The organism is Bacillus sp. NPDC094077 (assembly GCF_050279465.1).
GTDB lineage: Bacteria > Bacillota > Bacilli > Bacillales > Bacillaceae_G > Bacillus_A.
The window spans coordinates 101,337-116,455 of record NZ_JBNNUF010000012.1; the positions used below are offsets into that span (position 1 = coordinate 101,337).

The window sequence follows — 15,119 nt, forward strand, 5'->3', positions numbered from 1 at the left end:
GCAAAAATTACAATCATTTTGTATAATAGAAGAAACAACCGTTATATAAAATATAATGAGTGAAAGGGGAGGGAACATAAATGCCAAATTGGTTTAGAAAAACCTTAGTCGCATTAATTACCGTATTTACATTTGGTTTAGTGACGCCTCCTTCCATTTTACTTGATAATGCCAAAGCTGCGGACAAGCCTACGAGCACAGCTGGGCAACAAAATTTGGAGAGTACGTCCTATACATATGAAGAGACGAATGATAGGTTAACCACCGATACTTTTATTACTTATGCAATGCAAGAAGCAGAGAAGCAGTCGATGCAAAAGTTCGGTACTAAAATTGGTCCAGTAATTGAAGATGAGTTTAAAGATGTAATATTACCGAAAATTGAAGAGGCAATTGCTGAACTTGCCAATGATGTACCAGAAGAGTCATTACAATCATTAGCGATTTCTCAAAAACCAGCTGGTGGAAATAATGAAAAGATTTTTCACGTTTATGATACGAAATCAGGAAATGACTTACTACGATTTCATGTAAGGAGAGATCATCCGCCACAAGATGGTTATTATTTTAATTTCCACTATCATCGTTTTGATGATGGATACTCTGGACATCATGAATTAGGAAATATTTATTGGAATACGAATGTACCGCCAAAATGGCTTTCTTAAAAAGAACAAGAGAAAATCTTGTTCTTTTTTATGTTTGTAAAAGGGTAAGACAACTATGTTGTTGAATATCATATGTTTAGGAAAAAAGAAGAAAAAGGAGTATGGGGATGCAAAAATATATTGTTTTTGATTTTGACGGCACATTAGTAGATTCACAAAATATATTTGTACCGATTTATAATCAACTTGCTGAAAAGCATGGCTATAAGACAGTTAGTGAGGAAGAAATTGAACCCTTACGAAAATTGACAATGTCTGAGAGATGTAAAAAGCTTGATGTACCACTTTATAAGCTTCCTATTTTAGCGTTAGAGTTTTATAAACTATATCAACCCGCTATAAAAGATCTCGTTTTGTTCCATGGGATGAAGGATGTATTAGATGAATTACATAAAAAAGGCTACGGGATTGCAGTCATATCATCGAACTCAGAAGAGCATATTCGGGCGTTTTTACACAATAATGAAATAGAAAATATTCAAGAAGTGTATTGTTCTAAAAATTTGTTTGGTAAAGATAAAATGATAAAAAGATTTTTAAAGTCAAAAAAGATAACGGAGCAAGATATGTTATACGTTGGTGATGAACAGCGAGATGTAGCAGCAAGTAAAAAGGCTGGGGTGAATGTAATTTGGGTATCTTGGGGATATGATGTCATTGAAGCTGTAAAAGAGGATGCTCCAGATTATATGGTTAACACTCCAGGAGAAATTGTGCAAGTAGTACAGGCGGCGCATTCTTAATATGAATACACTTCGAGCAGGTATTTACAAATAGTAAAAGATGCAGCAAATATTGAAGAAATCTCTAAAGGTTTCTATCTTTCATGTTTAAAAAGTAGGTAGGGGATAGATTAGTTACTTTTGGGAGAAAGGCAGTTAGGGAACCCTAACTGCCACAGCTTTTTAGTTATATGCATGATGTAATTTAGATTACCATTTTATATAAGACGATTGTAACTGCTAAAAGGATTAAAAATTCGAATACAATAATAGAATATTTTTTCTCGGGTTTTCGAAATTCTTTAATTAATGTAGTTACCGCGCCTATACCAAAACTAATATATAAGAGAATGATTATGTAATTCATTGTGTGTAACACTCCTAATAAATGGTTAATTATATTATATAACTATTAATTTGGATGTTAAGAAACTTTAATAAGAATTAAGGTAAATTTAAACTATATAGTTATATGGATAAAAAAAGTCGAGTTTCTTAGTATAAGGAACTCGACTTTTTATGTGAATTATGTGTCTAAACTAGAAAAACTCTCTATTAAAATCTTTATTTCATTTTCTTAAATGTCAGTGGCTGAGTACTTAGCGTTGCCGGCACATGTAACTGAAGGGATGGGAATTCACCACTCACATTCATTTCATAAGCAAATAATAGACCCATTTTCGTTTGGAATAAGTCAACTTGTGCGGAGAAAATGTCGTAGTGATGATGCTGTAATTGAATATCCATCTCCATAAATTGTACATAAAGCGACTCATCACGTTTATATACTTGTAGTGTTCCATAAGCAGGATGTTCAAAAGTACCAGAGTAGTCTTCTAACTTGTGAGAAGGTGTAGTCCCTTTTATTTGCTCAGGAAGAGATTCAGTTGTTTCTTTCATCATCTCTTTTATTTTTTTATTATCTTCTACAGCGCGCTTATGCCAATCAATTGTTTCTAATCCGATAAGCTCGTCGTAAATTTGGTTGGCAAGATAAATAGGAAGTAATGTACCTCCAGCATTCGTTAATATAACAAGGCCTATACTCTCTTTCGGCATAAATGAGACGAGCGCTGAAAATCCATCGATATTACCGCCATGATGAATCATTTTATAACCACGATAAGCACTAATAAACCAACCAAGGCCGTAACTATTTAATGGAGATTCAGGCAATGATAAAAATGGTTGATCTGGAATTGGATTGTGTGGTGTATACATTTGTTGTAATAATTCAGAGGAGATTAATTCGTGATCTCCAAACTTACCTTGGTTTAAGTGAAGAAGTACCCAATTTGCCATATCTTCAATTGTAGAATTAATACATCCAGCAGCGCCAACTGTATCGATGTTACGGAATGGAACTTCTTTTATTTCACCGTCATTTTCAATATAAGGTAAAGCATAATCATCTGTATTTTGTGAGCCTGTAACAGAGAAGTTTGTATGACTCATATTTAAAGGTTCTAAAATATGTTCTGTAGTGTATTGCTCCCACGTTTGATTTGTAATGTTTTCAACAATGTAGCTAATTGTCGCATACATTAAGTTGTTATATAGAAATGCTGTTCGGAACGGTGCATCAAGTGATAAATGTTTTATTTTTTCAACGAGATCTTTTCGAGATAAGGAAGAGCTGTACCAAAGGGCCTCATGACGACTTACCCCAGTACGATGAGAAGCTAAATCTCGTCCTGTAACTTGTGAGCTAGCAAGTAATTCAGATAAAGAGAAGTTAGGTATATATGACTGGACAGGAGTATCCCAATTAAACTTTTTTTGCTGTGCTAACAAGCTTAATGAAAGTGTGCCAAAAGCTTTCGTTGAGGAACCGATTGCGAACCGAGTACTCGGTGTAACAGGCTCTTTTGTCTCGATATTACGATAGCCGAAACCTTCTGAAATAATAACTTCACCGTCTTTTATAACAGCTACAGCAGCACCAGGAACTTTTAAATCTTTCATCATTTTTTCAACCGTTGTTTGTAAAGAAGTCATAACAGGAGTTTCAATTTTAGACATACTTCTAACCTCCAAATATAAATTTTGTCCTACCGCACTATACTTTCGGTAATAGAAAATGAAAACCTTTTTAAATATGGAAAGTTAATAATTTTGTAAGAATTACTGAAATAATTTTTATTTATCAAGATTATTAAATTTACTGTTTTTCATGTTATGATAAATTTCATACAAGATTGAAAGAAGGTTTTCCTACATATGAAACATGCTGAATATGAATACTTAAATTTATGCCGTCATGTAATGGAGCACGGTACAAAGAAAGAAGATCGTACGGGAACAGGTACTGTATCTGTATTTGGGTATCAAATGCGTTTTGATCTTAGTAAAGGGTTTCCTTTATTAACGACAAAGAGAGTACCATTTCGCCTTGTAGCAAGTGAACTGCTTTGGTTTATGAAAGGTGATACAAACATTCGCTATTTATTGCAGCATAACAATAACATTTGGAATGAATGGGCATTTAAAAGCTGGGTAGAAAGTGACGAGTATACTGGCCCTGATATGACAGATTTCGGCCTTCGCTCACAACAAGATGAGGAATTTAAAGAGCAATACGATGAGCAAATGGAATTGTTTAAAAAGAATGTTTTAGAAGACGATGAATTCTCGAAGAAATACGGCTACTTAGGAGACGTATACGGAAAGCAATGGCGTGCTTGGAAAACGACCGCTGGTGAAACACTAGATCAGCTAAAAGATGTAATTGAAATGATTAAGAAAACGCCAGATTCACGTCGTTTAATTGTTTCTGCTTGGAATCCTGAAGATGTACCAAGTATGGCGTTACCGCCTTGTCATACGCTATTCCAGTTTTATGTAGCAGATGGAAAGCTTTCTTGTCAGTTATATCAAAGAAGTGGAGACATTTTCCTTGGAATACCATTTAACATTGCAAGCTACTCACTGCTAACGCATTTAATTGCACATGAATGTGGTCTTGAAGTAGGAGAATTTGTTCATACAATTGGTGATGCACATATTTATACAAATCATTTTGAACAAGTAGAAAAGCAATTGGCACGTGAACCACGTCCATTCCCGAAACTTACATTAAATCCGGATGTGAAATCTGTGTTTGATTTTGAAATGGAAGATTTAACGATTGAAGGATATGATCCACACCCAGCAATTAAAGCACCGGTTGCAGTGTAATTGTAGAGGAGATGAAAAGATGATTGTTTCATTTATGGTCGCAATGGACGAAAATAGAGTAATTGGTAAAGATAATAACTTACCTTGGCATTTACCGAGTGAATTACAGTACGTGAAGAAAACAACGATGGGTCACCCGCTTATTATGGGACGAAAGAACTATGAAGCAATCGGTAGACCACTCCCAGGAAGACGTAATATTATCGTAACGCGTAACGGTGATTACCATGTAGAAGGTTGTGAAGTTGCTCATACTGTGGAAGAAGTGTTTGAGCTATGTAAAAACGAAGAAGAGATTTTTGTTTTTGGTGGAGCGCAAATTTATGATCTCTTTTTACCTTATGTAGACAAGTTATATATAACAAAAATCCACCACGCATTTGAAGGAGATACATTCTTCCCAGAAATGGATATGACAAATTGGAAAGAAATTTTTGTGGAAAAAGGCTTAACGGATGAAAAAAATCCGTATACGTATTATTACCATATATATGAGAAGCAACAATAATAAAAAAGATTGATGTGAATATTCGCATCAATCTTTTTTATTTGTATTTATAAATGTAAGTTTATAGATGATATTCGATAGTGTTATAATGTAAGGTAGCATGTAAGAAATGCTAAAATTTTCAAAAGTATTAATATAGAAAGAGGAGGAGAATCGATTGAGAAAGATATGGGGGATTCTTTTTCTTTGCTTAACATTCATGTTAGTCGGATGCGGTAAAGAAGAAAAACCACAAGAAGCGTTTGATACATATGCAAAAGCGTGGAATAAACAAAAATTTGCAGATATGTATGATCAATTATCAGAAAATGCAAAAAAAGATATTTCTAAGAAAGAGTTTACTGAGAAATATGAAAAGATTTATTCTGGTATCGAAGTGAAAGACTTAAAGGTAGAAACAGGGGAAGTAAAAGAAGATAAAAAAGATGAAGGCCCCGTTCCTTTTAAAGTAAGTATGGAAACAGTTGGTGGTAAAATCACTTTTGGACATGAAGCAAAAATGGTGAAAGAAAAAGATGGAGATAAAGAATCTTGGAAAATAGATTGGACTCCTGATTTTATATTCCCAGGCATGACAAAAGATAGTAAAGTGCGTATGCAAACAACCCAACCAAAACGTGGTGAAATTTACGATCGAAATGGAAAAGGTCTTGCGATGAATGGGAAAGCTTCTGAAATTGGAATCGTTCCAGAAAAACTAGGCGATACTGCTCCGCAAACGAAAGAAACAGTAGCGAAGTTGTTAAATATGTCTGTAGAAGAGATTGATCAAAAACTAGCTGCAAAATGGGTAAAACCAAACTATCTTGTACCAATTGGAATATTGCCTGAAGGGGCAACTCAAAATACGTACATCGATTTACCAGGCGTTTCAACAAAACCTGTAAATGTTCGTACATATCCGTTAGGAGAAGCGGCAGCACATCTAACTGGTTATATTGGAAAGGTAAATGCTGAAGATTTAAAAACGCTTCAAAAGAAAGGCTATCAAGCCGATGATCCAGTTGGTAAGGCCGGATTAGAGCAAGTATTAGAAGAAAAGCTACGCGGTAAAAAAGGTGGCCGTGTCTTTGTAGAAGATGCACAAGGAAAAGAAATTAAAAATTTAGCAAAAACAGATGCTGTTGATGGAGAAAATGTAACTTTAACGATCGATAGTGCTGTTCAAGAAAAAACTTATAATGAAATGAAGGGAGAAGCTGGTTCAAGTGCGGCAATTAATCCGAAAAGTGGAGAAACAATTGCTCTTGTAAGTAGTCCAGCATATGATCCTAATTTAATTGCGCGAGGGACATCGAAAGCACAACGCGAAGCTTGGAATAATGATCCAAAAAAACCAATGACGAATCGATTTACACAATTATCGGTACCAGGTTCTGTATTTAAGCCAATTACAGGTGCAATCGGTCTGGAAACGAAAACGATTGATCCAAAAGAAGAATTGAAAATTGAAGGATTACAATGGACTAAAGATTCTTCCTGGGGTAATTATTATGTAACACGTGTGAAAGATGCAAATCCGATTGATTTTGATAAGGCAATGAAATACTCGGATAATATTTATTTCGCACAAGAAGCTTTGAAAATCGGAAAAGACAAATTTATGAGTGAAGCGAAAAAATTCGGATTTGATGAGAAACTACCAATTGAATATGGATTCCCTGCTTCTAAAATCGCAAATGACGGTATTAAAAATGATATTCAAATGGCAGATACAGGATATGGACAAGGACAAGTCTTAATGACTCCTCTTCATCTAGCTTTAACATATGCGCCAATTGTAAATGATGGAGCGATTCCGTCACCGTATATCATTAAAACAGATAAACAACCAAAAGCATGGAAAGAGAATGTGATTTCTAAAGGAAATCAAGATATATTAAAAACAGCTTTAACGAAAGTAATTAATGATCCAGATGGTACAGGGAAAATTGCTAAAATTGATGGTATGACGCTAGCTGGAAAAACAGGGACAGCGGAATTAAAAGTATCAAAAGAGGCAGAAGGAAAAGAGCTAGGCTGGTTTGCTGCATTTGATTTAAATGCGCCGGATATGGTTATTACAATGATGATTGAAGATGTAAAAGGTAGAGGCGGAAGTAATATTCCTGCTGAAAAAGTAAAACACATTTTTCAAAAATAATATGTAATGAAAGGCTATCTCTATAATTTATAGAGATAGCCTTTTTGTATTAAGAGTTCTTGATATTTGTATACTGGATTATAAAGAAGCGAAATAAATCATTAACTTACGAAAAAAAAGTAGCTATTTTTTATTGACATAACGTATAACTTTTTGTATTATACTTACATAAGGTAAGTTATTTACTTCCGAAAAATAAATCTCAAATTAAAGATAAAATGTAAAAGGGAGAGAATACAATGACAAAAGTACTATTTATTACAGCAAATCCAAATTCAGCAGAAGGTTCTTTCGGTATGGCAGTAGGGGAAGCTTTCATCGAAGCATATAAAAATGAACATCCACAAGACGAAGTTGTAACAATTGATTTATTTAACACAACTGTACCAGCAATCGATGCAGATGTATTTGCTGCTTGGGGTAAATTTGCAGCAGGTGAAGGTTTTGAAACTTTAACTGAAGTTCAACAACAAAAAGTTGCAGCAATGAACACAAACCTAGAGACATTTATGCATGCAGATCGTTATGTATTCGTAACTCCAATGTGGAACTTTAGTTATCCACCAGTAGTGAAAGCATACTTAGATAACGTAGCAATCGCAGGTAAAACATTCAAATATACTGAAAATGGCCCAGTTGGCTTATTAGAAGGCAAAAAAGCACTTCACATTCAAGCTACAGGTGGCGTTTATTCTGAAGGAGCATATGCAGCTGTGGACTTCGGTCGCAATCACTTGAAAACAGTATTAGGATTCATCGGTGTAAATGATACTGAATATATTGCAGTTGAGGGAATGAATGCAAACCCTGATAAAGCACAAGAAATTAAAGAAGCAGCAATTGCTAATGCACGTGAATTAGCAAAACGTTTCTAATATAGAATACTTAAAAATGTCCAAACACTTGTTGTTTGGACATTTTTTCTTCTTTTTCCTTCGTTTGTCTAGTATAATGAAGTTCGGAATGATAATAGGTGGGGGTTCTGTATGATTCAAACGTTTTTTAAAATCTTTTATTTAATTTTAATCGTAATTGCGATTACACCGAGAATGTGGCGTCTTAAAAAACAAGTAAGTACGATGTCACCGCAAGAAAAAGATAATGCTGTGTATAAAACGACAAATTGGTTTGGTAAGAAAATGGTACGTGTAGCTGGGTCGACAGTAGAAGTAAAAGGGCTTGAAAATGTTCCGAAAGACAAGCCGGTACTCGTTGTAAGTAATCATCAAAGTAATATGGATATCCCTGTTTTACTAGGTTACTTAAATAAACCAATTGGATTCGTTTCAAAGGCAGAGATTAAGAAGTTTCCAGTTGTACCAACTTGGATGGAACTTATGAACTGTGTATTTATGAATCGTAGTGATCGTCGTCAATCTCTTCAAGCGATTAAAGATGGAATTGAACTATTAAAGAATGGACATTCTATCGTCATTTTCCCAGAAGGGACGAGAAGTAAAGGTGGCGAAATTGGAGAATTTAAAGCTGGAAGTTTTCATCTTGCAGTAAAATCTGGTGTAGCAATCTTACCTGTAACGTTAGATGGAACATATAACATGTTTGAAGCAAATGGAAATCGAATGAAACCAGCTCATGCAACAGTTACAATTTCTAAGCCGATTACACCTGAAGAGTATGCAAATATGGATATTAAAGAATTAACGAAACATACACAGGATGTTATCGCATCACAATTACATAAGTAATAAAAAAGGTTTCAGCTTACATCAAGCTGAAACCTTTTTTGTTATGCTACAGGTAAGACATAAAAGAGTACGCAGAGAAACATCATCGTACTACCACCTAAAACGAAGAGATGCCAAATGGCATGGTTGAAAGGTAGCTTTTCCCAAAGGAAAAAGATTGCCCCAACCGAATATAAAATGCCGCCTGCTAACAGTAGAGAAAAACCATGTCCAGTTAGATTTTCATAAAGTGGTTTAATGGCAACGATTATGAGCCATCCCATAATGATATAACATAATGTCGATGCTTTTATAAAGCGACGTACAAAGAAAATTTTGAAGACAATACCACCAATGGCAAGTGTCCATATAATAGCGAGTAACGTCCAGCCTAATGGTCCACGAAGTGTAATAAGTAGAAAAGGAGTATATGTGCCAGCGATCAATAAATAAATGGCCGAGTGATCTAAAATAGTAAATAATTTTTCTACTTTAGGATGGTGAATGCTATGTAGCAACGTTGAAAACAAGTACAGTAAGAACATGCTTACACCATAAACCGTAAATGCAACTACAGCAGATGCGGTGCCATGCTTAGATGCATGAATAATTAATATAATTAAGGCAGGGATGCTTAAAATGGCACCGATACCATGTGTAATTGCATTTGCAATTTCTTCTTTCACAAAATGTGTCATTCGTGTCATTTTTTCAGTCATAATGCAAATCCTTTCTACTATCATAAAATAATATGTCGTTTCCCTTACCATATCATACACAAGGACAATAGAAAATGAAATTTGTATAATTGATTATATTTTTGAATTTTTTTGACAAAAGGCAATGGATTTGTTGACGTTTTCAAACTTTTTTGACAAAATGAAATTATGCAATAGTAGGACAAGGAATCTACTAATAAAGGGGATGGGGAAATGTTTTCAAATATTGGCTTTCCAGGATTAATTTTAATTTTAGTAGCCGTACTGATTTTATTTGGACCAAAGAAATTACCTGAGATCGGAAAGGCTTTAGGGGAAACGTTAAAAGAATTTAAAAAATCAACGAAAGAATTGACTGATGACGCATTTCAAGAGAAGGAAAAGAAGTAAACAAAATATGCGGAGTTTTCCTTGGAATGGATAAATAAAGTGTGGTGAACGAGATGGAAGATCGGGAAATGAGTGTAGTAGAACATATTGTTGAGCTTCGTAAACGAGTAATATATACAGTGTTATCCTTTGTATTATTTTTAATTATTGGATTTACTTTTACGAAGGATATTTATTTTTGGCTTGTAAAAGATTTGCCAATGAAATTAACTGTTCTCGGTCCGAGTGATGTACTGTGGATTTTTTTCTCGATTGCTACAGTATTTGCTATCGTTTGTACAATTCCTTTTGCTGCTATACAAACTTGGCTATTTGTAAAACCAGGTTTACATCCAAATGAACAAAAGACGACAGTAATGTATATACCAGTATTGTCTATATTATTTATTGCAGGCTTATGCTTTGGATATTTCATTGTAATGCCGTTTCTATTTCATTTTTTAACTACGATAGGTAATGAAATGTTTAATACGATGTTTACGACAGAGAAATATTTTCATTTTGTACTTAATTTAACAGTACCATTTGCAGTGATTTTTGAATTACCTATTGTTGTAATGTTTTTAACGAGTATCGGAATACTGACGGCAGAATTTCTAATAAAAATAAGACGATATGCTTACGTAGCATTGATTATTATTGCATCGTGCATATCACCGCCTGATTTTTTATCTCATAGTTTAGTTGCGGTACCGCTTATTTGTATTTATGAAATTAGTATTGCTATATCCAAAATTGTGAGTAAACGCAAACAAAAAAAAGAAGAAAATAATTCGAAAAGTGCCTCGTAATAAGGGCACTTTTTAAATTATTTGTTATACAAACGCTTTTATCGTATACAATATAAAGAAGAAAAAAATTATAGAATCTCCAAAATTTAGACAAACTTTGCACTTTTATAAGTTTATACTAAGGCTATCAAGCTATATAAGGGCAATAATATTAACATTTCAAAGGAATGTATAGGACAGTGCTCGGATTAAATCGGGAGTAATGAATCTTGCATATACTCACCTTAGGGAAGAGAAGTTACTTAAAGCTACTTTTGTATTCGTAGAAAACTTTCACTTTACTCAAAGTGGTAAATCGTAAAGTGGTGGAGTTCAAAAATCCAATGAAAAAGAGGATTGATATTGTGATTACGAAAAGTTTTTATTTCACTCATGCAACAGGGAAGTGTATTAAAATATTTGAAATCCCTGTCCTACAGGCGCAGCATCCATTATCGTTTCTAATTCAGTCTCGTCTTCAATTATTTATTGCGAAAATTCAAAAACAAAAGCAACCAAGATTTTCGTATTCTTTCCGTGAATATTTACAAAATTGTTTGAAGTGGAATGATTATATAAATGTATATAAAACAAATACCCTTGAAAAAAATGCATAATACAGAGTACGGACAGGGTTAAGAGCTCTGTCTTTTTTATTTTAGATATGAAAATATAATTAATTTGATGAAATTTCGTTTCAAATTGTTGAAAGCGATGGGAATACTAGTATAATAACAAGGAGAGCGTATTGGAAAGGGAAGAAGTATAGTATGCAAAAAATTAAAATTGTAACAGATTCAACTGCAGATTTATCACAAGAAGTGATTGAGAAATATGGTATACATGTTTTACCATTATCTATTTCTGTGAATGGACAAACATACTTAGATCGCGTTGATTTACAACCAGATGAATTTATTGAAGAAATGATTAAATCAGAAGAATTACCAAAAACATCACAACCAGCCATGGGTACATTTGTAGAAATGTATGATAAGTTAGGCGAAGATGGAAGTGAGGTACTTTCCATCCATATGACAGGTGGAATGAGTGGTACTGTTGCAACTGCAAATAGCGCCGCAGCGATGACTGATACAAAAGTAACAGTTGTTGATTCTCAATTTATTACACATGCTTTAGCATACCAAGTAATAGAAGCTGCAAAAATGGCAAATGAAGGACGCTCATTAGAAGATACTTTAAAACGTATTGATGAAGTGAGAAAGAATACTCGTTTATATGTAGTGGTAGATACATTAGAAAACTTGGTGAAGGGCGGACGTATTGGTAAAGGAAAAGCATTTATCGGTTCGCTACTTAATATAAAACCAATTGCAAGCCTTGATGATGGTGTTTATAACCCTGTAACGAAAGTACGTAGTCAAGGGCAAATTGTAAAAACATTAGCTAAGTTATTTGAGCAAGATACAACTGGAAAAGTTGTAAAAGCTGTTGCCATTCCGCATGCGAAAGCAATTCCTTTAGCTGAAAGTGTAAAAGAAGCGGTTGAAAAAGTGAGTGGATTTGCTCAATCAGAAATTTTCTACACTACGCCAATTATTAGTACTCATACAGGTCCAGGAGCAATCGGATTTATGTATTTAGCAGAGTAATAAAAAAGCTACTTGAAATATATTTTCAAGTAGCTTTTTTATGTGAATAGAAAGTAAGAAATGAGAAGGGCTATACAGGCACTCCCGCTAATGATATAGCGAGTCTGTAAATATTTATTCATAGAAAACACCCTTTATGGTTTTCTATATTATATGATGGATAGATCAAATAAGTAGTTACATTAAACTTGTAGAGTTTCAATTTTTTCATTGACTTGTTTTTCATTTGTTGCATTATTATAAGTAAAAGTTTGGCCTAAAAAGAGTACATGCAGTTGTTCCCACGGTAACATTCGTAAATTCCAATTATTTCGAAGTCTCGTTACTGCCTCTCGAGGTGTTTCATCAGCGAGTGCAAAAGCACCGTAATGCATTGGGATAAAATGTGTAGCGTTTAAATCTAAATATGCTTGAACTGCCTCTTCTGGTGAAACGTGAGATACTTTCATAAACCATTCCGGTTCATAAGCGCCAATTGGCATAAGAGCAATATCAATTGAAAAGCGTTGGCCAATTTCTTTGAAACCGTTAAAATAGCCACTGTCTCCGCAAAAATAAATGGTTTCATCCATATTGTCGTTATTAATAATCCAGCCACCCCAGTGAGATGTATTCATATCAAATAATGATCTTCTCGTCCAGTGTTGAGCGGGTACGAAGTGAAAGGAAACGTCATGAATTGTTGTGTTTTCCCACCAACAATATTCTTCTACATGGGTGAATTTTTTACGAGTAAATAATTTTTTTAGCCCAATAGGTACAAAGTATAGAACATCATCATTTAGCTGGCGAAGGGTTGAAAAATCCAAATGATCATAATGACCGTGTGAAATAAGGACTATATCAATTTTAGGTAGTTCTTGTATTGTAAAACCAGGGTCAGTAAGCCTTGGGACCAATTTTAATTTATTAGCCCATACTGGATCAGTTAATATATTAAGTCCATTCGTTTGGATAAGAAAAGTGGAATGCCCAATCCATGTGATTGTCGTTTTTTCAACATTACTTTGCAAAAATGAACTTTGTTTAACAGGTGATTGTTCTACTAGGAAAGAAAAGTCTTTTTTATTCTGCTTTCGTTCTTTACGCCATCGTAAAAAAGAACGAATTGATTTTTTCGTACTAACATTATCCATATTTTCATAACGCTTTGTCATGAACATCACCTCGTTTAAAATCGTTGTATTTGTATTGTACCGAAATGTTGTTAAGGAATACAGTGTATAACATGGATTAATGTTTAAGGAATTGTTAAAAAATAGGGGGAGGTATTTACAAAATTAACAATGAAATTAGTTTTGCAAATACTATTTAGAGAAATAATAGTAAAAAAATATACTTTGTCTAGTAATTCGCTTGAAATAAAGAAGGAACATACGTAAATTCGTACGATTTCGTGAACAAATGTAGTAAACAATTTTCTCGTAGTGTTAACTTTTGTTATGATGAACATAACCTATTTAAATTTAGGATAGAGAAAAGAGGTTTATAAATGAAGCGTTATCAAAAAATAATTGGTCTTATGGTTGTATTTTGTCTTTTTGTACTTGCTGGATGTAGTGGATCAGGCTCAAAGCTTCGTAAACCATTAAATTGGGATTTAGAAACTTTCCAATTCACAAATCAAGATGGAAAGCCATTTGGTACAAAAGATTTAAAAGGGAAAGTTTGGGTTGCAGATTTTATGTTCACAAACTGTCAAACCGTCTGTCCACCAATGACTGCTAATATGGCAAAATTACAGAAGATGGCAAAGGAAGAGAAATTAGACGTTCAGTTTGTTTCGTTTAGTGTAGACCCAGACCTTGATAAGCCAGAAAACCTGAAAGCTTTCATTCAAAAGTTTACAGAAGATACTAGTAATTGGAATTTATTGACGGGGTATTCGTTAGAAGATATTACAAAGTTTTCAAAAGATAATTTCCAATCACTTGTAGATAAGCCAGAGAACGGTCAAGTAATACATGGTACATCATTTTATTTAATTGATCAAAATGGAAAAGTAATGAAAAAGTATAATGGCATTAGTAATACGCCATACGAAGACATCATACGTGATATGAAGCGATTAGTGGATTAAAAATAAGGGTGCATAGCACCCTTATTTTTTTTACATTAGTCTATGGATAAAATGTCATGCTGCTGGGGAAGTTTCGGAGCGCGAATTTCTAATACGCCATTTTCATAAGAAGCTTTAGCTGCTTTTTTATTTATTAAATATGGCAACTTAATAATCCTGGATGCTTCTGAAATGGAGCGCTCTCGGCGATAATAATTATGAGATGTTTGATCTTCCGTCTCTTCAAGTATGTCTTCTTTAACAGAAACTTTTAAGTATTCACTTTGCATTTCAATTTGAATTTGTTCTTTTTGTATACCTGGTAATTCTGCTTTAATGACAAGTTCATCATCCACTTCATATAAATCGACAGGGAATGTTAATAAACGGTTTCCTTTTTGGAAAAAATGATTTAAATCAGCGATTACATTGCGAAGAGGCGTTTGCTCAAAAAAATCATCAATTTGCTTTAAATAATTTCGAACTGGTGGGCGAGAAGAATCTTTTTTTTCTTCACTCATGGTATTCCCTCCTAGAAATCAATTTGCAATATCATATGACAAAAGCGGAGAAAGGTGAGTGCCTAGTTTTCATGTTTTCATAAAAAAATGTTAAAAATGTGAAATGGAGTGATTTTTTTATAGTTTTTGGTCGCCATATTCAGT

At 33.9% G+C, this 15,119-nt stretch carries 17 protein-coding genes; 12 read left to right on the forward strand and 5 right to left on the reverse strand.

Going from position 1 to position 15,119, the window contains the following annotated elements; genetic code table 11:
• Positions 1-80: 80 nt before the first annotated feature.
• Together ACQKNR_RS23240 and ACQKNR_RS23245 are read left to right on the forward strand one after the other, a co-directional pair.
• Positions 81-668, forward strand: a complete 588-nt coding sequence (locus ACQKNR_RS23240) for a YpjP family protein (protein ID WP_427321004.1) — start codon at positions 81-83, stop codon at positions 666-668.
• Between the two features lie 107 nt (positions 669-775).
• A complete protein-coding gene (locus ACQKNR_RS23245; protein WP_427321006.1) occupies positions 776-1,411 on the forward strand; it encodes an HAD family hydrolase in 636 nt (211 codons plus the stop codon).
• A gap of 184 nt (positions 1,412-1,595) precedes the next feature.
• Here the strand turns inward: ACQKNR_RS23245 and ACQKNR_RS23250 are convergent, their stop codons facing one another.
• Positions 1,596-1,757, reverse strand: a complete 162-nt coding sequence (locus ACQKNR_RS23250) for a hypothetical protein (protein ID WP_427321008.1) — start codon at positions 1,755-1,757, stop codon at positions 1,596-1,598.
• A 197-nt stretch (positions 1,758-1,954) separates the two neighbouring features.
• Complete coding sequence (locus ACQKNR_RS23255; RefSeq protein ID WP_427321010.1) at positions 1,955-3,412, reverse strand: serine hydrolase; 1,458 nt, start codon at positions 3,410-3,412, stop codon at positions 1,955-1,957.
• Positions 3,413-3,610: 198 nt separating this feature from the next.
• Between ACQKNR_RS23255 and ACQKNR_RS23260 the strand changes: the two genes are divergently transcribed.
• The 5 genes from ACQKNR_RS23260 (at position 3,611) to ACQKNR_RS23280 (ending at position 8,924) form a co-directional block, all read left to right on the forward strand.
• Positions 3,611-4,567, forward strand: a complete 957-nt coding sequence (locus tag ACQKNR_RS23260; RefSeq protein ID WP_427321012.1) for a thymidylate synthase — start codon at positions 3,611-3,613, stop codon at positions 4,565-4,567.
• Between the two features lie 19 nt (positions 4,568-4,586).
• On the forward strand, positions 4,587-5,075 hold the full coding sequence (locus ACQKNR_RS23265; protein ID WP_427321014.1) for a dihydrofolate reductase: 489 nt from the start codon (positions 4,587-4,589) through the stop codon (positions 5,073-5,075).
• A gap of 157 nt (positions 5,076-5,232) precedes the next feature.
• Positions 5,233-7,218, forward strand: a complete 1,986-nt coding sequence (pbpC, locus tag ACQKNR_RS23270) for a penicillin-binding protein 3 (RefSeq protein ID WP_427321016.1) — start codon at positions 5,233-5,235, stop codon at positions 7,216-7,218.
• A gap of 239 nt (positions 7,219-7,457) precedes the next feature.
• On the forward strand, positions 7,458-8,093 hold the full coding sequence (locus ACQKNR_RS23275) for an FMN-dependent NADH-azoreductase (RefSeq protein ID WP_427321018.1): 636 nt from the start codon (positions 7,458-7,460) through the stop codon (positions 8,091-8,093).
• A 111-nt stretch (positions 8,094-8,204) separates the two neighbouring features.
• Complete coding sequence (locus ACQKNR_RS23280) at positions 8,205-8,924, forward strand: lysophospholipid acyltransferase family protein (RefSeq protein WP_427321020.1); 720 nt, start codon at positions 8,205-8,207, stop codon at positions 8,922-8,924.
• 41 nt (positions 8,925-8,965) lie between these two features.
• Here ACQKNR_RS23280 and trhA read toward each other — a convergent pair whose 3' ends face one another.
• The gene (gene trhA, locus ACQKNR_RS23285; RefSeq protein WP_427321022.1) at positions 8,966-9,622 is read right to left on the reverse strand and encodes a PAQR family membrane homeostasis protein TrhA; all 657 of its coding nucleotides are present in this window, start codon (positions 9,620-9,622) and stop codon (positions 8,966-8,968) included.
• A 213-nt stretch (positions 9,623-9,835) separates the two neighbouring features.
• Here trhA and ACQKNR_RS23290 point away from each other — a divergent pair, with 213 nt between their 5' ends.
• The 4 genes from ACQKNR_RS23290 to ACQKNR_RS23305 all read left to right on the forward strand — a co-directional run bounded on the left by ACQKNR_RS23290 (position 9,836) and on the right by ACQKNR_RS23305 (position 12,395).
• Positions 9,836-10,012 (forward strand): twin-arginine translocase TatA/TatE family subunit, encoded by a 177-nt coding sequence (locus tag ACQKNR_RS23290; protein ID WP_193410847.1) that lies wholly within the window; start codon positions 9,836-9,838, stop codon positions 10,010-10,012.
• A 53-nt stretch (positions 10,013-10,065) separates the two neighbouring features.
• Positions 10,066-10,803 (forward strand): twin-arginine translocase subunit TatC, encoded by a 738-nt coding sequence (tatC, locus tag ACQKNR_RS23295; RefSeq protein ID WP_427321024.1) that lies wholly within the window; start codon positions 10,066-10,068, stop codon positions 10,801-10,803.
• Between the two features lie 344 nt (positions 10,804-11,147).
• Positions 11,148-11,399 (forward strand): DUF2535 family protein, encoded by a 252-nt coding sequence (locus tag ACQKNR_RS23300; protein ID WP_427321062.1) that lies wholly within the window; start codon positions 11,148-11,150, stop codon positions 11,397-11,399.
• Between the two features lie 153 nt (positions 11,400-11,552).
• Positions 11,553-12,395: a DegV family protein gene (locus ACQKNR_RS23305; protein ID WP_427321026.1), complete on the forward strand. Its 843-nt coding sequence runs from the start codon at positions 11,553-11,555 to the stop codon at positions 12,393-12,395.
• Between the two features lie 182 nt (positions 12,396-12,577).
• On the opposite strand, the gene ACQKNR_RS23310 is transcribed toward ACQKNR_RS23305, so the two are convergent.
• Positions 12,578-13,552 carry an MBL fold metallo-hydrolase gene (locus ACQKNR_RS23310; RefSeq protein WP_427321028.1) on the reverse strand — a complete coding sequence of 325 codons (975 nt, stop codon included), beginning with the start codon at positions 13,550-13,552 and terminating at the stop codon, positions 12,578-12,580.
• Positions 13,553-13,887: 335 nt separating this feature from the next.
• Here ACQKNR_RS23310 and ACQKNR_RS23315 point away from each other — a divergent pair, with 335 nt between their 5' ends.
• Positions 13,888-14,475 carry an SCO family protein gene (locus ACQKNR_RS23315; RefSeq protein ID WP_427321030.1) on the forward strand — a complete coding sequence of 196 codons (588 nt, stop codon included), beginning with the start codon at positions 13,888-13,890 and terminating at the stop codon, positions 14,473-14,475.
• Positions 14,476-14,510: 35 nt separating this feature from the next.
• Here ACQKNR_RS23315 and ACQKNR_RS23320 read toward each other — a convergent pair whose 3' ends face one another.
• Positions 14,511-14,975: an Hsp20/alpha crystallin family protein gene (locus tag ACQKNR_RS23320; RefSeq protein WP_427321032.1), complete on the reverse strand. Its 465-nt coding sequence runs from the start codon at positions 14,973-14,975 to the stop codon at positions 14,511-14,513.
• Positions 14,976-15,119: the final 144 nt, after the last annotated feature.